General features: G+C 66.2%; 15 protein-coding genes and 2 tRNA genes. 10 read left to right on the forward strand and 7 right to left on the reverse strand.

From position 1 onward, the window contains the following. Positions 1-59 precede the first annotated feature (59 nt). The 5 genes from ACT3UE_RS07520 to ACT3UE_RS07540 all read left to right on the forward strand — a co-directional run bounded on the left by ACT3UE_RS07520 (position 60) and on the right by ACT3UE_RS07540 (position 5,750). On the forward strand, positions 60-3,119 hold the full coding sequence (locus ACT3UE_RS07520; RefSeq protein WP_444554349.1) for a UPF0182 family membrane protein: 3,060 nt from the start codon (positions 60-62) through the stop codon (positions 3,117-3,119). A 147-nt stretch (positions 3,120-3,266) separates the two neighbouring features. After that, positions 3,267-3,340: transfer RNA gene (locus ACT3UE_RS07525), tRNA-Met, on the forward strand. Between the two features lie 143 nt (positions 3,341-3,483). Then, positions 3,484-4,419, forward strand: a complete 936-nt coding sequence (locus ACT3UE_RS07530) for a cytochrome b/b6 domain-containing protein (RefSeq protein ID WP_444554350.1) — start codon at positions 3,484-3,486, stop codon at positions 4,417-4,419. Between the two features lie 61 nt (positions 4,420-4,480). Then, positions 4,481-5,617 carry an acyl-CoA dehydrogenase family protein gene (locus ACT3UE_RS07535; protein WP_444554351.1) on the forward strand — a complete coding sequence of 379 codons (1,137 nt, stop codon included), beginning with the start codon at positions 4,481-4,483 and terminating at the stop codon, positions 5,615-5,617. Positions 5,618-5,676: 59 nt separating this feature from the next. Beyond that, positions 5,677-5,750 (forward strand) — tRNA-Met (locus ACT3UE_RS07540). Between the two features lie 122 nt (positions 5,751-5,872). Here the strand turns inward: ACT3UE_RS07540 and ACT3UE_RS07545 are convergent. Next, on the reverse strand, positions 5,873-6,607 hold the full coding sequence (locus tag ACT3UE_RS07545; protein WP_444554352.1) for a PspA/IM30 family protein: 735 nt from the start codon (positions 6,605-6,607) through the stop codon (positions 5,873-5,875). Positions 6,608-6,694: 87 nt separating this feature from the next. Further along, positions 6,695-8,758 (reverse strand): TPM domain-containing protein, encoded by a 2,064-nt coding sequence (locus ACT3UE_RS07550; protein WP_444561471.1) that lies wholly within the window; start codon positions 8,756-8,758, stop codon positions 6,695-6,697. A gap of 265 nt (positions 8,759-9,023) precedes the next feature. Here ACT3UE_RS07550 and ACT3UE_RS07555 point away from each other — a divergent pair, with 265 nt between their 5' ends. The 4 genes from ACT3UE_RS07555 (at position 9,024) to ACT3UE_RS07570 (ending at position 13,268) form a co-directional block, all read left to right on the forward strand. After that, positions 9,024-10,502: a trypsin-like peptidase domain-containing protein gene (locus ACT3UE_RS07555; protein ID WP_444561472.1), complete on the forward strand. Its 1,479-nt coding sequence runs from the start codon at positions 9,024-9,026 to the stop codon at positions 10,500-10,502. A 232-nt stretch (positions 10,503-10,734) separates the two neighbouring features. Continuing rightward, positions 10,735-11,553, forward strand: a complete 819-nt coding sequence (locus ACT3UE_RS07560) for an electron transfer flavoprotein subunit beta/FixA family protein (RefSeq protein ID WP_444561473.1) — start codon at positions 10,735-10,737, stop codon at positions 11,551-11,553. 16 nt (positions 11,554-11,569) lie between these two features. Continuing rightward, positions 11,570-12,511, forward strand: a complete 942-nt coding sequence (locus ACT3UE_RS07565; protein ID WP_444561474.1) for an electron transfer flavoprotein subunit alpha/FixB family protein — start codon at positions 11,570-11,572, stop codon at positions 12,509-12,511. Positions 12,512-12,518: 7 nt separating this feature from the next. Then, complete coding sequence (locus ACT3UE_RS07570; protein ID WP_444561475.1) at positions 12,519-13,268, forward strand: PIG-L deacetylase family protein; 750 nt, start codon at positions 12,519-12,521, stop codon at positions 13,266-13,268. 38 nt (positions 13,269-13,306) lie between these two features. Here ACT3UE_RS07570 and ACT3UE_RS07575 read toward each other — a convergent pair whose 3' ends face one another. From ACT3UE_RS07575 to folP, 5 genes are all read right to left on the reverse strand, one after another. Then, positions 13,307-13,858, reverse strand: coding sequence for an anti-sigma factor (locus ACT3UE_RS07575; RefSeq protein ID WP_444554358.1), 552 nt, complete (start codon positions 13,856-13,858; stop codon positions 13,307-13,309). 92 nt (positions 13,859-13,950) lie between these two features. Then, a complete protein-coding gene (locus ACT3UE_RS07580) occupies positions 13,951-14,412 on the reverse strand; it encodes a tRNA (cytidine(34)-2'-O)-methyltransferase (RefSeq protein WP_444554359.1) in 462 nt (153 codons plus the stop codon). A 40-nt stretch (positions 14,413-14,452) separates the two neighbouring features. Next, on the reverse strand, positions 14,453-15,376 hold the full coding sequence (locus tag ACT3UE_RS07585; RefSeq protein ID WP_444561476.1) for a J domain-containing protein: 924 nt from the start codon (positions 15,374-15,376) through the stop codon (positions 14,453-14,455). A 97-nt stretch (positions 15,377-15,473) separates the two neighbouring features. After that, a complete protein-coding gene (locus ACT3UE_RS07590; RefSeq protein ID WP_444566498.1) occupies positions 15,474-16,235 on the reverse strand; it encodes a dihydrofolate reductase family protein in 762 nt (253 codons plus the stop codon). A 9-nt stretch (positions 16,236-16,244) separates the two neighbouring features. Further along, a complete protein-coding gene (gene folP, locus ACT3UE_RS07595) occupies positions 16,245-17,162 on the reverse strand; it encodes a dihydropteroate synthase (protein WP_444554426.1) in 918 nt (305 codons plus the stop codon). A 73-nt stretch (positions 17,163-17,235) separates the two neighbouring features. On the opposite strand from folP, the gene ACT3UE_RS07600 reads away from it, so the two are divergent. After that, the gene (locus tag ACT3UE_RS07600) at positions 17,236-18,090 is read left to right on the forward strand and encodes a hypothetical protein (protein WP_444561478.1); all 855 of its coding nucleotides are present in this window, start codon (positions 17,236-17,238) and stop codon (positions 18,088-18,090) included. The last annotated feature ends 7 nt before the right edge of the window (positions 18,091-18,097 follow it).

Raw genomic sequence — 18,097 nt, forward strand, 5'->3', positions numbered from 1 at the left:
AGTGTGCTCCTGCCTACTGTGGGTGCGCGGTAGCTCGTACCAACGATGAGGTTCAATAAGTGAGTTTTGGTCCTGACAACCCGTTCGGCCGACGACCCCAGGGTTCCGGCGATGACGAAGGCGGCGGCCAGCAACGCCCCGCGCCCACCAATAAGAAGCCATCGCCGCTGGTGCCCACCATCGTGGCCATCGGCATCCTGGTGGCCGCGTTCATCTTCTTCGCGAATATCTACGCCGACGTCCTCTGGTACAACCAGGTCGGCTACGGGCAGGTGTTCTGGACCGAACTGCTCACCAAGGTGGCCATTTTCGTGGTGGCCTTCCTGATCATGGCCGCAGCCATCCGGGCCAGTCTGCAGATCGCTTTCAAAACCCGTCCGGTGTACGCCCCTGACATGCAGATGCAGGACAACATCTCCCGCTACCAGGCCCAGCTGGAGCCGATCCGCCGCCTGCTGATGTGGGGGATCCCGCTGGTGATCGGCGCCTTCGCCGCCACCGCCCTGGCCTCCCAGTGGCAGACCGTGTTGTTGTACATCAACCGGGTTCCCTACGGGGAAGTGGACCCCCAGTTCAACCTGGACCTCTCCTTCTACATGAACTCGCTGCCCTTCTACGGGCTGCTCGTCGGCTTCCTGATCAGCGTCGTGTTGATCGCCGGCATTGCCGGGCTGCTGACCCACTACCTCTATGGGGGCATCCGCATCCAGGAACGCGGTGGAGTCACCATCTCCCGCTCGGCCCGGCTGCATGTCTCCATCGCCGCCGCCTTGTTCCTGCTGCTCCAGGGCGCCAACTTCTGGCTTGACCGCTACTCCACGCTGGAGGACCAGGGCGGACGCGTCGCCGGCGCGCTGTACACCGATGTGCATGCCGTCATCCCCACCAAGACGATCCTGGTCGTCGCCGCGGTCCTGGTGGCCGTGTTGTTCGTGGTCGGCGCCATCATGGGCCGGTGGAAGCTGCCGCTGATCGGCACGGCCATGCTCGTGGTGACCGCCCTGGTCGCCGGCGGGGTCTACCCGATGCTGGTGCAGCAATTCCAGGTCGTCCCCTCCGAGAAGACGCTCGAACAGCCCTACATCAAGAAGAACATCGAGATGACCCGTCAGGCCTACGGCCTCTCCGACGTGGAGTCGAGCAACTACGATGCCACCATCGACACGGCCAAGAACGCCCTGTCCAAGGACAAGGCCACCACGACGAACATCCGCCTGCTGGACCCCGATCTGGTCTCCGATGCCTTTGCCCAGCTCCAGCAGTTCCGTACGTACTACAAATTCGCCCCGACCCTGAACGTCGACCGCTATGAGGTGGACGGCAAGACGGAGGATACGGTCATCGCCGTCCGCGAGGTCAACGTCGATCCGACCGACAGCTGGGTCAACCAGCACGTGACCTACACCCACGGCTACGGTGCCGTGGCCGCCTACGGCGCCAAGGTCGCGGCCGGTGGGCGCCCCGACTTCATGCTCTCCGGGATCCCGACCACCGGCGTGCTGGCCGACGATTCCACCTACGAGCCCCGGATCTACTTCGGTGAATTCTCTCCGGAATACTCGGTGGTCGGTGGCCCCGACGACTGGACCGCCCGCGAACTGGACCACCCCTCGGACCAGTCCGGAGAGGGCGACGCCAAGACCACGTTCGAAGGAGACGGCGGGCCCATCGTGGGCAATTTGTTCAACCGACTGGTCTACTCGCTGAAGTTCAGCTCCACGGACCTGCTGCTTTCGGACGCCATCAACAACGAATCGCAGATCCTCTACGACCGGTCCCCGAAGGACCGGGTGCAGAAGGTCGCCCCGTATCTGACGACCGACTCGAATACCTACCCGGCCATCGTCGACGGCCGCGTGAAGTGGATCGTGGACGCCTATACGACCAACAGTTCCTTCCCGTACTCCACCGAGCAGCAGCTCGACACCGCCGTGCGCGATTCGCTGACCGGTGAGAACCGGACCGCGACGCTCTCGGGCAAGGTGAACTACATCCGCAACTCCGTCAAGGCCACCGTCGATGCCTATGACGGTTCGGTCGACCTGTATGCCTGGGAGCCCGACGAGCCGCTGCTGAAGGCCTGGCAGAAGGTCTTCCCCACCACGGTGAAGCCGATTTCGGAGATCTCCGGGGACCTGATGAGCCACGTGAGGTACCCGGAGGACCTGTTCAAGGTCCAGCGGACCCTGCTCGGCGACTACCACGTGACCGATCCCGACGACTTCTACGAGTCCAACGACGCCTGGTCGGTCCCCAACGACCCGACCACACCGGACAACCCGGTACCGCAGCCGCCGTACTACCTCTCGCTGCGCATGCCGGACCAGAAGAAGGAGACGTTCTCCCTCACCAGCACGTTCATCCCCAAGACCAGCGCCGGAAGCCAGCAGCGCAACGTGCTCTATGGCTTCCTCTCGGCCGAGGCCGACGCCGGGGACAAGAAGGGGAAGAAGTCCGATGGCTACGGCACGCTGCGGTTGCTCGAACTGCCGCGTTCCACCGTGGTCCCCGGGCCGGGCCAGGCACAGCAGAACTTCGACTCCAACACCACGGTGTCGACCCAGTTGAACCTGCTGCGTTCCGGTGCCTCGAAGGTCATCAACGGCAACCTGCTCTCGCTGCCGGTCGGCGGTGGCGTGCTGTACGTGCAGCCGGTATACGTCCAGTCCACCGGCGAGACGTCCTACCCGACGTTGCGCAAGGTGCTGACCTCCTTCGGCGACAAGGTCGGCTTCGCCGATACCTTGTCCGAATCCCTGGACCAGCTTTTCGAAGGTTCCTCGGGTGCCGAGACGAGTGAGGGCGACGGGAGCAAGAAGCACGACGACGACGAGGGCGGAGCAGGTGCTGAAGAGGCTCCGGCGAACGAGCAGCAGCAGCTCAAGGAAGCGCTGGCGGACGCCAACTCGGCCATCAAGGCTGGCCAGAAGGCCCTGTCCGATGGTGACTTCGCCACGTACGGCAACGAGCAGAAGAAGCTCGGCGACGCACTGGACAAGGCACTGGAGCTCGAAGGGAAGATCTCCGGTGAGCCGGTCGAAACCGATAAGGAGAAGTCCTCGGACAACCCGATCCCGGGTCAGGACGGGTCGGCTCCGGCCAAGGATTCGAAGGGCTAGCCGCACAGGGCGGGCCTCGGTGGGCCGGTAGTCCGGCCATCGATGACCCGTCCCCGTCGAAGGCGGTGGTGCCACGTAGTGATCTGCGTGACACCACCGCCTTTCGATTTGAGGTTGGGGCCCGAAGATGGGATGCTTTAAGCACGCCGCGGGGTGGAGCAGTTCGGTAGCTCGCCGGGCTCATAACCCGGAGGTCGCAAGTTCAAATCTTGCCCCCGCAACGGAGAAAAGGTCCCGGTCGATGGAAACATCGGCCGGGACCTTTTGTGTGCCCGGAAACTCGAAAAAAGCTTTGACCTCCTACTAAATGGTTGCAAGACCTAGTATCATCGAGTCCAGCAAACCGCGCCGAGAGGAACAATTGGTGAATCAGCAAACCCGCACACCATCTGCTGTGACCGGAAGCCGTTGGGGACGCTTCGGCATCTATGCAGGAGGTGCCGTCGTCATCCTGGCGCTGGTCGTCCTGGGTGCCAGGTGGTTGACCGGCACCGCACCGGTCTCGGAATTCATGACCACCTACCCCGGGCAGGTTCCGCTGCCCGCCGTGGCCCCGGTAGGGCTGCCGGCATGGTTGGGGTGGCAGCACTTCCTCAACGCCTTCTTCATCGTCCTGCTGGTGCTCACCGGGTGGAGGGTGCGGACCACGCAACGGCCCGCAGCCCACTGGGTGCGCAACAACAAGGGGCTGATCAAGACCAAGAAGGCGCCCAAGCGCATCAGCCTTGACCTCTGGATGCACCTGAGCCTCGACGTGTTGTGGGTCCTGAACGGGACCATCTTCATCGTCCTGCTCTTCTCCACCGGCCAATGGCGGCGCATCGTCCCGACCAGTTGGGACATCATCCCCAATGCCGTTTCGGCCGGCCTGCAATACGTGTCGCTGAACTGGCCGCTGGATGACGGCTGGGTGAACTACAACAGCCTGCAACTGCTGACCTACTTCCTGACCGTCTTCGTGGCGGCCCCGTTGGCCATCATCACCGGTCTGCGGATGTCCTCGATATGGCCGACGAAGGCGAAGAGGCTCAACCGCCTCTACCCGATCGAAGCGGCCCGCGCGTTGCACTTCCCAGTCATGCTCTACTTCGTGCTCTTCGTGGTCGTGCACGTGACCCTGGTGCTCAGCACCGGGGCCTTGCGCAACCTGAACCACATGTTCGCCGCGCGGGACGACGGAGGCTGGCTCGGATTCATCTTCTTCGCCATCTCATTGGTCGTCATCGTCGGTGCGGCATTGCTGGCACGACCCATCTTCGTCGGCCCGATTGCCTCACTGATGGGCAAAGTGAGCCGCTGACCACCCGTCCGGTCGAAAGTGCCGGACGTCCCCATCTGGCCCCCGGGCCGAAAGGACACACATGTTCGAGCTCAACGACGAGCAACAGGCCATGGTCGACATGGTGCGCGATTTCGCGACGGAGCAGATCGCCCCGTTCGCCGACACCTGGGACCAGGAACACCATTTCCCGGTCGACGTGCTGCGTCAGGCCGGAGACCTGGGCATGGGGGCCATCTATGCCGACGAAGAGTACGGCGGCTCGGGACTGACCCGCAGTGATGCGGTGCTGATCTTCGAGGAACTGGCCCGGGCCTGCCCGACGATCTCCGCCTACATCTCCATCCACAACATGGTGGCGTGGATGATCGACCGGTTCGGCACCGCCGAGCAGCGGGCCGCGTGGATCCCCGGGATGGCGACCATGGAGGAGCTGGGCAGCTACTGCCTCACCGAGCCCGGAGCGGGCTCCGACGCCGCGGCCCTGACCACCCGGGCCGTGCGTGAGGGGGACGAGTACGTCCTGAACGGAGTCAAGCAGTTCATTTCCGGTGCCGGGGCCTCGACCTACTACCTGGTGATGGCCCGCACTGCGGATACCGGTAGCCGGGGGATCTCGGCGATCGTGGTCCCCGCAGGGACCGAAGGGCTGGGGTTCGGCGGCCTGGAGAAGAAGATGGGCTGGAATGCCCAACCCACCCGCCAGGTCATCTTCAACAACGTCCGGGTCCCGGTGGCCAATCGCCTCGGCGAGGAGGGCGACGGATTCGGCATTGCGATGAAGGGCCTGAACGGGGGCCGGCTGAACATCGGCGCCTGCTCCTTGGGCGGGGGACAGGCCGCGTTGGAGAAGTCCGTCGCCTACCTCAAGGAACGGCAGGCCTTCGGCGGACCGCTGATCAAACAGCAGGCGCTGCTATTCGAACTGGCCGACATGGAAACGAAGATCTTCACGGCCAGGACCCTGTTGTGGCGGGCCGCGGCGGCCCTGGATGAAGGTGCCGACGACGCGCTGAAACTCTGTGCCATGGCCAAGCGCGTGGCCACCGATGCCGGTTTCGAAACCGCTAACGCCGCCATCCAGCTCCATGGCGGATACGGATACCTGAGTGAATATGGTTTGGAGAAAATCGCCCGTGACTTGCGGGTTCACCAGATCCTCGAGGGGAGTAACGAGATCATGCGCCTGATCATCGGCCGGATGATCGCCCAGGAATAGGGGATCGGACACCTCGATTTTGGGCGGTATCCACTTTCGTGTAGAGTCATATCTCGCAGCGCGGGGTGGAGCAGTTCGGTAGCTCGCCGGGCTCATAACCCGGAGGTCGCAAGTTCAAATCTTGCCCCCGCAACGAGATGAAGAACCCCGATTCGGCATGACGCCGGATCGGGGTTCTTTTCGTGTCCCCGGTCGTCCGTGACCGACCGGTCACGGACCACCGGGTGGAGCGGGAGGTGCCGGGCTTCGTGGTCCCTAGCCCAGCTCGGGCGTCGGGCTGCCTCCGGCCTTCAGGGCCGCCAGGCGGGCCTCCACCTCGGTCTGCTCGCCGAGGTCCTCGAGGGACTCGAACTGGGCGTCGAGGCTGGAGGCCGAAAGCTCTGCGGCGCCCTGGACGCGGGCTTCCTCGCGCCTGACCTTCTCCTCGAAACGCGAGACCTCGCTGTTGGGGTCCATGATGTCGATGCTCTTCAGGGCATCCTGGACCTGGGACTGCGCCTGCGTGGACTTGGCCCGTGCGACGAGCGAATCCCGTTTGGCCACCAATTCCTGACGTTTGGTGTTCATGGCGTTCAAGCCGCTTTTGAGCTTCTCGACGATCTCCTCCTGCGAGGCGATAGTCGGCTCGACGGATTTGGCTTCGTCCTCGGACTGCATCTGACGCTGGATGGCGACCTTGGCCAGATTGTCGAACTTCTTGGCGTTCTCGTCCTTGCCGGCGGCCCGGAACTCATCGGCCTTCCGCGATGCGGCGAGGGCCTTGTTGCCCCAGTCGCGGGCATTCTCCTGGTCTTCCTGATGGTCCTGTTGGAGCATGCGCAGGTTGCCGATGGTCTGCGCGACCGCCGTTTCCGCCTCGGCGATGTTGTTGGTGTAGTCGCGCACCATCTGGTCCAACATCTTCTGCGGGTCCTCGGCCGAATCGATCATGGAGTTGATGTTGGCCTTGGCCAGTTGGGCGATGCGCCCAAAGATTGACTGCTTGATCACGATGTCACCTTCCACTGGGGTTTAACTGGTCTGGTCCTGCAACCGGCGGCCGAACCGCCGGAATCCTCTGGGAGCCCGGGCGGCGGCTCAGAAATTGCCGCCCCCGCCTCCACCGCCGAAGCCGCCTCCGCCGAAGCCGCCTCCACCTCCGCCGCCGCCGAAGCCACCGAATCCGCCGCCTCCGAACATGCCGTCGCCGCCTCTGCCGCGCCCGCCGCCCCCGCGGAGGATCGAATCGATGAGGATGCCGCCGAGGATGGCTCCGCCCATGCCGTTCCCGCGGCCGTAGCCGCCCCGGCCGCCGCCGAAACCGCCGCCGAAGCCATCGACGTCGGACTCGGCCTGCCGAGCCGCCTGATCCGCGAGCGAGGCGGCCTGCTGGGCGCTTTGCAGCGCCTTGACGGGGTCTTGTTCGGTGAGTTGGAGTGCTTCGTTGAAATACCGTTGGGCTTCGGCCAGCCGGGTCCTGGCCGTGGCGCCGACGCCACCGCGACGGGCCCGGATGAAGTCGTCGGTGCCGTCGATCTTTCCCCGGGCGGTCTGCAGGGCGGACTGCAATGAAGCCGCAGCCCGTCGGGTTTGTTCCCGGCGGTCCCGGATCGCACCCAGCGGGCCGTCGAGGCCTTCCCGGGCGCGGGCCAGTCGGGACAGCAGGTCGCCGGGATCCACGCGTCCCTGGTGACGGGCTTCCTCGATCCGGCCGATGGTTTCCTTCAGGACGGCAGCAGGCGCCGCCAGCTCCTGGTGCTGGCCCGCATCGACCAGCGATTGGGCCTGCGTGAGGTCCTGGTGCGCCTCGGCCAGTTGGGATTCCACGTCCTCGCTCGCCTGGCCCAGGCTGGTCCCGGTCTTGCCGATGGCTGCGATGAGCACCCGGGTCTGGTCCACGGCTTCCTCCCCGGCGCGGATCGCGACGGCTGCCTCGGCCTCGGAGGAGTCTGAGGAGGACTCGGCAGCGGTCTTCAGGGAGTCCTCGATGAAATCAATGAGTTCGTCGGCCTGTTCGACGTTGTCCCTGACCTGGAGCAGCGCCGAATCCGCATACCGCTGGGCCAACCCCGTCAACGAGGACTTCGCCGTCTGCAGATCCGTGCGCAGCACCTCCAGGTGGCTCCTCAGGGACGCGGTGGCCTGGGGTAGCTTGCGTTCGAGCTCACGCAGGGAGGCAAAGTCCTCACGGTGCTCCTCGAGCGAGTCGTTGACCGCTTCGCACCGGTGGATGATGGTGCCCAGCCACTGACGCTGATCGGCTTCGGAATCGGGGATGGAATCGTCGAGCTGCTGCTGGAGTTTGAAGGATTCGCCCAGATGTTCCTTGGCTTTGGCCAGATCCGCCGCGAATGGCTTGATGGCTTCCTCGCCGAACTCGGCCAGGGCGAAATTCAATTCCTGCTCGCTGGAACGGATGGCGTCGTCCGCGGCGATCAGGAGTGGGCCGGCCTGGTGCCGGAGCTCCTCGATGCTCAACGACGCCAGCGGGTCCTGTGGTGCCGTGTCTGCCGAGCGGGGGCGACGGGATTCCCGGAGGGATTTCTTCCGGCGTCCCAGGACCCAGAGGGTTCCGCCGCCGACCACGATGACCCCGCCGATGATCCACGGCGCGGCCGAGCCGCCGGAGGACGCGGAGGCGCCGTTCCCGGACGCACCCTGGAGTTCGCCGGAGGCGGCGGCTTCGATGCCGGTGACGGCATTCTCGGCCGCGGAGGCCCAGTCGTCGGCCGTGAGCGTGTTCGAGCGCAGGTCCGGGGTGATGTACTCGGTCACGATGTCCGCATCATGGGCGGCGATTTCTCCGTTGTCGCTGGACTTCAAGCGAAGCTGCCGCGCGTCGGTGGCAATGGCCAGCACGCTGTCCGTGGTGCCCAGGCCCTTCTTCCGGGCCACGTCCTGGACCCAGGCATCCATGTCCGAAGGGTCGGAGAACTCGTCGACGTAGATGACGTAGAGGTTCAGCCCCTCGCTGTCCTGCAACTGGGTGACCGCCTGGTCGACCCGGGATGCTTCCGAACCCAGGACCCCGGCGTCGTCCACCACGTATTGGCCCGGGGGGATCGTCACCGGCGGTTCGGCGGACGCTGGTCCCGCCAAGAGCAGCATGGACAGCAACGCGAATCCGGCGGCCGCCGGAACGCGTCTGGAAATGGATCGCATGGATCACCCTTCGACGTCGGTGACGGCTGGCCAGCACCGCTGGGGGCACACGCCGGAAGGCTGCTCCCGGCGCACGATGGCCTTCGACCGTCGTCTTTGAGTCTATTGGTATGATTTGGGGCCGTCCACAGCGACGCGGCGGCGATGGCCGGCTCACGGGAACCCGTCCGTGTTCTCACAGGTTTCGCTCAGGTAAAGCTTCTCCAGGACACAGCGCACGTTGTCATAGTTGGAGTCAAGGAACTCCCAGAAAGGACACCACGTCATGAGCGAGGAACGGAACACCTTCTCCCAAGGATCGACAGGCGAACCGGAGGATGGATCCGGGACGTCCACTGGCGGCCCCGTGGTCCCGCCTCGCCCGCAGACCCCGCCCCAGGCCCCGGCGGAACCGACCACGGAACAGTACCGCTCCGTCACCGGTGAACCCCGGACCGGGACCTTCCCGGCCGGCGGCAGCCCCGGGGCGACGCCCCCTCCGACCGGTGGCGGCCACTTCCCTCCGGGAGCGGCCTTCTCCCCGGCCCCGCGCCGCCAACCCAAGCGTTTCGGGACCGCCACGCTGATTTCCGGCATGGTCATCGCCGCCCTCATCGGCGGGGGCAGTGCGGTGGGCGCCAACTATCTGATGGACGGCTCCGAGCAGCCCACGGCCAGTTCCTCGCAGAAGAGCGATGCCGTGGTCATCAACAACCCGGAGAACGTCACGGCAGTCAGCGCCGCGGCCGCCAAGGCCTCGCCCAGCGTCGTGACCATCGAAGTCGATGGTCAGAAGCAGGGAGGCTCCGGTTCGGGCATCATCCTCGATACCGACGGCCACATCCTGACCAATACGCATGTGGTCACCCTCGGGGGGACCGTCTCGGATCCGAAGATCACCGTGCGCACCAGTGACGGACAGGTCCACCAGGCCACCGTCGTCGGTACCGATCCCATGTCGGATCTCGCGGTGATCAAGATCGAGGCCGATGGCCTGCAGCCGGCCAAGCTCGGGGACTCCTCGAAGCTGAACGTCGGTGATTCGGCGATCGCCATCGGTGCCCCTCTGGGCTTGAGCGGTACCGTCACCGACGGGATCATCTCCACACTGAACCGCACGATCAGCGTCGCCTCCTCGGCGGTGCCCGATAGTTCGGCACAGAAGGACTCCTCCGATGAAGGCAACCAGTTCAACTTTGAATTCCCCGGGGAGAAGCAACAGCAGCAAAGCGCGGGCAGCGGGTCGATCTACGTCAATGTCATCCAGACCGATGCCGCCATCAACCACGGCAATTCAGGCGGGGCCCTGGTGAACACCAAAGGTGAAATCGTCGGCGTGAACGTCGCGATCGCCTCAGCCGGCGGTTCCGGGAGCACCGGGGGCGATGACAGCGGTTCGATCGGTGTCGGATTCGCCATCCCGATGGACTACGCCCACCGGATCGCCAACGACATCATCGAGGACGGCAGCGCCACCCATGGTCTGCTCGGGGTCACGGTCAAGGCCAAGCAGGCCGACTCGGGAACCCAGTTCAGTGTCGGGGCCGAAGTCCAGGAGGTCACCTCGGGCTCGCCCGCCGACAAGGCAGGGATGAAATCCGGGGACGTCATCACCAAGGTCGGAGAACGCCAGATTTCCGATAGCCAGTCGTTGACGGCAGCCATCCGTGAATACGCCAAGGGCAGCGAGGCGAAGATCACCTTCGCCCGTGGCGACGGCGAGAAGACGGTCGAGGCCACCGTGGGCGCCCTGCCCGCCGACTAGCCGGAAACCACGCCGAACCAACTGCCGCTTGGGGCCCCGACAAGGGCCGCAGGCGGCAGTTGTCGATGGGGGCCGGTTACGCTGGTCTCCGGACCGCGGTGTCACCTGCTGGCGGCACGGTCCCTGTGACGTTAGTCTTTGTTAATACCCATTAACTGGAATTCGCGGGTTGTTCCCGTGAAATCGACGGTACCGGTCGCCTACGGCCGGACGAGTCAAGTGAAAGGCAATCATGAGCGTGACAAGCGGGGCACCCCTGAAGGTGCTCGTCCTGGTCAAGCACGTCCCGGACGCGCAGTTCGACCGCCACCTGACCGGTTCCGACCATGTCATCGACCGGTCCGAGAGCATCCTGTCCGAATTGGATGAATATGCGGTCGAAGCGGCATTGCAGTTGGTGGAGGCGCGCGGAGGAGCCAAGGCCGGCCATACCGTCACCGCGCTGACGATGGGGCCGGAGCGTGCCTCGGCCGCGGTGAAGAAGTCCCTGCAGATGGGTGCCACGGACGGGGTGCACATCAACGATCCGGCCCTGGCCGGCTCTGATGCCGCAGCCACCTCGCTGGTCCTGGCCTCGGCCGTGAACCATCTGGGCGGATTCGATGTCATCATCACCGGCATGGCCTCCACCGACGGCGAGACCTCCCTGGTCCCGGCGCAGCTGGCCGAACGCCTTTCGCTGCCGCAGCTGACGATGGTCTCCTCGCTGGAACTGGGGGAGGACGGCGTGCTCACGGCCCGGCGCGATTCGGACACGACCTCCAAGACCCTGCAGGCCGCGACCCCGGCCCTGGTGTCGGTCACCGACCAGGGGGAGGAAGCGCGCTACCCGAACTTCAAGGGCATCATGGGCGCCAAGAAGAAGAAGACCGTCGCACTGTCCCTGTCGGATCTCGGGCTGGAGGCCTCGCAGGTCGGCGCCGCCGGATCGTGGACCAGGATCGAGGACGCGAGCCCGCGTCCGCCGCGGGAAGCCGGAACGGTTGTCACCGACTCCGGCAACGCCGGTGTGGAACTGGTCGACTTCCTGGCAGACAAGAAACTTCTTTAGGAGCTGAGGCGAACAGATGGCTAATATTCTGGTTTTCATCGACACCCCCACGGCACAGCCGGGCAAGGCCCAGCGCGAACTGCTCACCCTGGGCCACCGGCTCGGCGAGCCCGTGGTCGCCCTCGGCTCACCGGCTGCAGACGAAACCGTCGCCGCCTACGCAAACCTGGGGGCCACGGCCCTCTACGCCCCGGCGGGGGCGCTGGCCGGCACCCTGATCGCCGGGGAAGCAGCTTTCGTGGCCGAGGCGGCCCGCGCCTGCTCGGCCGGAGCCGTGCTCCTGCCCAACTCGGCGGATGGCAAGGAAATCGCCGCCCGGGTGGGCATCAAGCTCTCCGCCGGTGTCATCACCGATGCGGTGGATGTCACCGCCGACCTGACGGTGACCAAATCGGTGCTGGCCGGCGGGTACACCGTCAACGCCCGGGCCGTCCAGGGCACCCCGGTCATCACGGTCAAACCCAATAGCGTCGAGCCGACCGACGCAGCAGCGACGAGCCCGGAGGTCACGACCCTGGAGGTCGCCGATGCCGGCCCCGCCGCACGGGTCACCGAAACCGTCGAGAAGGCGGTCTCGGCCCGGCCGGAACTCCAGGATGCCCGCATCGTGGTTTCCGGTGGACGAGGCCTGGACGGGGACTTCACCCCGGTCGAACAGTTGGCCGATGCCCTCGGCGCCGCAGTCGGTGCCTCCCGCGCGGCCACGGATGCCGGATGGATCGAGCACTCCTACCAGGTCGGTCAGACCGGTAAGACGATCTCCCCGCAGCTCTACATCTGTGCCGGGATCTCCGGTGCCATCCAGCACAAGGCAGGGATGCAGACCTCGCAGGTCATCGTGGCGATCAACAGCGACGAGGACGCCCCGATCTTCGAGATCGCGGACTTCGGCATCGTGGGCGATGCCCGTAGCGTCCTGCCGCAGGCCGCCGCCGAGATCCAGCGTCGGAAGGGCTGAAGGAACCGTGTTCGACCCGCGACGTGAGACCGTCCGCCGGGTCTTATGCTTCGGCGCGCATCCGGATGACCTCGATTTCGGGGCGTCCGGATCCGTCGCGGCCTGGACCACCTCCGGCGTCGAGGTCCACTATTGCATCATGACCGACGGCGACGCCGGAGGCTTCGATCCTGCCCACCGCGCGGAAATCGTCTCCATGCGCCATGCCGAGCAACGCGCAGCGGCGCGCAGCGTCGGCGTCTATGACGTGCACTTTCTGGGCGAATCCGATGGGTTCCTCGAACCCTCGTTCGCAGTACAGCGCAAGATCGTGGAGATCACGCGGAAGGTACGCCCCGATATCGTGCTGGCCCAACATCCCGAACGGGATTTCACGCGCCTGCAGCGTTCCCACCCCGACCACCTGGCCTGCGGGGAAGCGGTGACCCGTGCCGTGTACCCGGCGGTGGAGAACCCCTATGCCTTCCCGGAACTGCAGGACGCCGGGCTTCAGGCTTTCAAACTGCGATGGCTGTGGCTCTACGGGGGACCCGAAGCCCGGGAAAACCATGTAGTGGACATCACCGACACCTTCGAAACGAAGCTCCAGGCCTTGCGGGCCCATTTGAGCCAGCATCCCGACGTGTCGAAGATGGAGCGGTTCGTACGGGCCAACGGGGAGTCGTTGGCCGAACGCCACGGGCTCGAGCAAGGACGGATCGCCGAGGGGTTCCACGTCGTGGAGGTCAACGCGGCCGATACCATCGCCGGATTCTGAGCCCCGCGGCCTCCTGAAGAGGCCGCGGGCCCGCCGGATCAGTGCGGCAGGTCGATCTCGAGGACCTTGGTATCGCTGGGCTCGTTGGAACCATCGACCGGTTCCGTGGTGACCAGGACGGATTCGATGTCATCGAGGGATTTGAAACCCACCGTGTCCTTGGTGTCCTTGGGGTCCAGGACCTCCACGGAACTGACCGTTCCGCCGCCGACGGACTCGACCCACACCTGGTAGGTCTGCTGGTCGGGGGCTCCGGGCAGGTCGCTCAGTTCCAACGAACCGGCATCAAGGGACTCCGAAAGGCGCAGCACGGCCTGACCTCCACCGGTGACCCCGGCCGACGTCTCGGTGACATCCGGGGCATCGGCGACCTCGCCGGCGACGTTGCGTGGCATCAGGGCAAGCACCAGGGCGGTGATGCCGATGACGACCACCAGCGCGGCGCCGACCACGAGCATCCATTTCTTCACCGGGGCCGACCGGCGTCGTACCGTTTCCTGCGAGGCATCGTCGACCAGGCCCAGACCCAGATCATCCGTGGCGTCTTCGGGCGTCCCGTAACGGAAATCCTCGGGCTCTTCGTGGTGCATGATCCTCATCCCTGGATGGTCTGGCGTTTTCTCCCCTCCCAGCTTAGGGCAGGTGGGGTCGGGGACCGATAGGGCGAGGCCGGCAGGGCGCGTCAGGCCCCGGCGAAGCCTTGTTGGCGCCACGCCTCGTAGACGACGATCGATGCCGAGTTGGCCAGGTTCAGCGAACGCCTCGAAGCCAGCATGGGCAGGCGGACCCGGGCCTCGAGGCGGGGATCGGTCTTGATCTCCGGGGAGAGCCCCACCGATTCGCGGCCGAACATCAACACGTCGGAGGGCCGGTACCCGATATCGGTGTACGTCGTTTCCCCTTCGGCCGTGAAGGCGAAGATCCGGCCGGGAGCCAACGCCTGCCAGGCGGAGTCGAGATCGGGGTGGATATGGACGTCGGCGAGATCGTGGTAGTCCAGGCCCGCCCGACGGAGCTTGGCATCGGAGAGATCGAAGCCCAAGGGCTCGACCAGATGCAGTTCGGCGCCGGTGACGGCGGCCAATCGGATGGCATTGCCGGTATTGCCGGGGATCTCGGGGGTCACGAAGAGTATGCGGAACACCGTTAGATCCTATGCCTGGTCGGGGGTCCCTGCGTGCAGGTCAGTACATTCCGCCGATCAACCGGGACAGGAGCGGGACATCGACGACATTCGGGCTGGGGCCGGTGCCCAGGAACATCTTCAATTCACGCACCAGGTTCGCGGCGTTGACCACATGGGTCAGCGAGGCGGAGGCCGGGTCGGCGCCGCGGGCATAGTCGATGACCGGTTCGTGGAGGTTGTCATCGGGGGAATGGACCACCGTCCAGCCGGTGACGTTCAACTCCGGGAAGGCCTCCTGCATCCCGCGGACCAGGGAGGCCATCCGCGGGGGATCGATGGCCTTGCCCCCCTGGTGCAACGTCGTTCCGTCCCAGCGGTAGACCCCGCGGGGCAACACCATGGAATTGACCAGCGCCAACCGGTATCCGCACAGCACGACATGGTCGATGAATCCACGGCCCGCCGGTGAATGCAGGCCGTTGACCAGCCGGGCCGCAGGAACGTGGGGCAGGATCCGGCCCGAGAGCAACCTGACGGTCCCGGCCTCGCGGGCCAACCGTGATTGCGGGGTGAACAGACCGCGCTTCCGGGGAGCCCCATGGATCTGCCGGGAGGCGACGGTCTCGGTGAGCACCGGGGTCGGGGTGCTGGAGAACGCCGGGACATAGCGCACGGAGTCGGTGGCGGTCGGTCGACGCCCACCGGCCGGCTCGGTCCTGGGGGTGCTCCGTGCGGCCGCCCGGGCGTCGGAGGCCGGGGCCTGGTAGGCGGAGGAGGTGCCGTAGCTGCGGTCATAGGCGGCCCGCGAGACCGGGTCCCGCAAGGTCTGGTAGGCCAGCGAGACGACCCGGAACGCCGCCGCGTCTCCGCCCTGGTCGGGGTGGGTGGTGCGGGCCGCCCGACGGTAGGCGGTCTTCACTTCGGCCAATGAGGCATCACGGGTGATGCCCAGGACCTCGTAATGGGTTCTTGCCGGGGACACGCCTGACCTTTCCGTGGGCGCCGAAGGGCTGCCTGATGGGTGTATCTGTTGTGCCGAACGAACGGCACCGGGAGCTGGTTCCGGATGAACCAGCGTGTTACTCGGAGTCGTGGGCCGGGGCCCTGCGGTATTCGGTGAACAACGCGCCGGCTTCCTCGAGCAGCAGGGCCAGCCTGACCGGCTGGTTCCCGGAGGTGGGCCCGGTGGCGATGCGCTGGCCTTCCCCGCCGGCCAGCACCGGGGAGACGGTCAGGCAGAGGCTATCCACCGCGTCGGCCCGCTGGAACGAGGCGAACAGGGTCGGCCCGCCCTCGGCATGGACCATCCGGTGCCCGCGCCCGCCCAACCCGGCCAGGACCTGCCGCGGGTCGACGTCGTCCGCTCCTGCGGTGATGACCTCCGCCACCCGGGAGATCGCCTCCCGGCGGGCCGGATCCGCGGGACCGGTCGTGAAGACGAGCACGGGGACCGGGGCGGAGGTGAAGAAATCGGATTCCGGATCCAGGGCCAGGGATCCGGAGACGACGGCGATGGCCGGATGGGAGGGCAGGCCGCGGTCGCGACGCCAGGCCTGGGCCTCGGCGTCGAGGAGCTTACCGGCGTAGCCCTCGGCACGAATCGTTCCGGCACCGACCAGGATCACGTCGGCATGGCGGCGCTGCAGGGCGAAGAGGCGCTGGTCGGCGTCGGTTCCCAGCCCGCCGGAGGTGCCGCCGGTGGTGGCCGCCCCGTCGGCGGAAGCCACGAAGTTGAAGCGCACCAGGGCGCGGTCCTGCGGAGCATAGAGCTCCAGGAGCTGCTCATCGGTCTGATCGGGGGAGCCGTCATCGCGGCGCGGTGGAATCAGTTGCTGGACCATGGGACCAATCTATCGTCCCGGCAGCCGGGCCGGCTCGTTGACGTCGGACATGTTGTGCCGCAAATAGGCGGGTTCACGCCATCCGGCCGTGGACTCGAAGAGCCGTGCGGCCGAGACGGCTTCGGGGATGTTGTGCATGCGCAGGATCCGGGCCCCGTTCATCAGGCAGATCACCGCGGCGGACAACGACCCGCTGAGCCGTTCGGATTTGGGTTGGTCCAACGTCTCGCCGATGAAGTCCTTATTGGACACCGCGGCCAGCACCGGAAGACCCAGTGCGGCGATCTCATCCAGCCTCCGGGTCACCTCCAGGGTGTGCCGGGTGTTCTTATTCAGGTCGTGTCCGGGATCGATGATGAGCTTGCCCTCGTCGATCCCCAGGCTCCGGGCCAGTTCGACCTTGCGTTGCAGGAAGCCGGCGACGTCCTGGACCACATCCGCATAATCGGGGCGCGGGTAGACGGTGCGGGGTTTGGCCAGCGAATGCGTGATCACCAGATGCACCCCGGCATCGGCCACCACCCGGGCCAGATCCGGGTTGGAGATCCCGGTGGTGTCGTTGATGACGTCGGCGCCGGCGGCAATGGCCGCCTCGGCGACCTGCGGCTGGAAGGTGTCGGCGGAGATGATGGCATCGGTCTGCTCGCGGATGGAGCGGATCACCGGGACCACCCGGTCGGCTTCCTCCTGCCACCGGAGTTCAGGACCCGGTGCGAACGGCACCCCGCCGATGTCCAGCCACGCGGCGCCGGCCTGGACGGCAGCCAGCGAGGCATCGAGCGCGGCGTCCAGGGCAAAGGTCGCCCCGCCGTCGTAGAAGCTGTCGGGGGTGCGGTTGATGATCGCCATCACCGCGACCTGCTGCGAAAAATCGATGCGGCGATGCGCGAAGTCGTGGATCGGATGAACGAGTGGGGGGAGATACATGCTCACGGGGGGTCTGGCTCCTCGGGACGGGTCCCTTCAGTTCTACCAGCCCGGCGGCTTGTAGGGTGGAGGCATGGCCATGACGTTCGCCGGGGCAGGGCCCGGACAGTGGATCGCCCAAACACTCGAAAGGGTCCTGGCGACCCGACCGCCGGCCACCACGGCGGCCGCGCAGATCCCCGCGGGGTTCGACGCCTATGCCCGCATCTTCCATCCGGCCTCCGACGAGGACGGAAACCCCGTGCGCTGGGCGGATATCGCCCTCGAACGCGGGACCGTGCTGCATGCCGGGGCCCAGTTCTCCGCCGTCTCGGGCATCGACGACACCGGGATGGCATGGACCGAGGACGCCTGGGATGGTGAAGCGCCCGCCGGTGACGGCCTGCCGGCCACCGATCTGGCCGCCGTGGCGGAGATCATCTCCCGGCATGCGGGGCCCGAGGTGTATCTGGGGTTGTGGGACGGGTATGCCTTCATCCGGGGAGGCGACGCCGTCGAGGTCCTGGCAGCCGACGAAGCAGCCGCCGACCCCGCCACGGCCCAACGCGAGGCCCTGCTGCGGGAAGAACTCAAACGACCCGCCTTCTCCGCCCGGGTACTCGAGGGCCCGAAGCTCGAGATCGGCCCCGAAGGCTACCGTTCCTACTACCTCTTCTCCGGCAGCCTGGAGGATCTGGCCTCGCCGCTCTGGAAGGCGGGGACCGGTTTTTCCGAACGCCAAGCACCGGACCTGGCCTGGGGCGCCGACCGTTCCTGGATGTTCTCCACCGAACTGTTCGAGGACTCGACCATCATCGGGGGAGGGGCCGAGCTGATCGATGAGCTCTGCCGGGACCGGCGTCTCGAAGCCCGCGCCATCACCCTGGACACCGATCTGGGGGCCGATGGTGACCGGATCAACCCCGTTCCGGAGCTCGACGGGTACTGACATCGGC

Origin of the sequence: Arthrobacter sp. 179, assembly GCF_052379645.1 — a bacterium.
Lineage (GTDB): Bacteria > Actinomycetota > Actinomycetes > Actinomycetales > Micrococcaceae > Arthrobacter_H.

What these genes read in the sequence shown, in the direction of transcription:
- ACT3UE_RS07590 (WP_444566498.1), bottom strand. Translation starts at nt 16,235, where the DNA reads ATGGTCCAGCAACTGATTCCACCGCGCCGCGATGACGGCTCCCCCGAT.
- ACT3UE_RS07555 (WP_444561472.1), top strand. Translation starts at nt 9,024, where the DNA reads ATGAGCGAGGAACGGAACACCTTCTCCCAAGGATCGACAGGCGAACCG.
- ACT3UE_RS07560 (WP_444561473.1), top strand. Translation starts at nt 10,735, where the DNA reads ATGAGCGTGACAAGCGGGGCACCCCTGAAGGTGCTCGTCCTGGTCAAG.
- ACT3UE_RS07550 (WP_444561471.1), bottom strand. Translation starts at nt 8,758, where the DNA reads ATGCGATCCATTTCCAGACGCGTTCCGGCGGCCGCCGGATTCGCGTTG.
- ACT3UE_RS07600 (WP_444561478.1), top strand. Translation starts at nt 17,236, where the DNA reads ATGGCCATGACGTTCGCCGGGGCAGGGCCCGGACAGTGGATCGCCCAA.
- folP (WP_444554426.1), bottom strand. Translation starts at nt 17,162, where the DNA reads ATGTATCTCCCCCCACTCGTTCATCCGATCCACGACTTCGCGCATCGC.
- ACT3UE_RS07575 (WP_444554358.1), bottom strand. Translation starts at nt 13,858, where the DNA reads ATGCACCACGAAGAGCCCGAGGATTTCCGTTACGGGACGCCCGAAGAC.
- ACT3UE_RS07535 (WP_444554351.1), top strand. Translation starts at nt 4,481, where the DNA reads ATGTTCGAGCTCAACGACGAGCAACAGGCCATGGTCGACATGGTGCGC.
- ACT3UE_RS07565 (WP_444561474.1), top strand. Translation starts at nt 11,570, where the DNA reads ATGGCTAATATTCTGGTTTTCATCGACACCCCCACGGCACAGCCGGGC.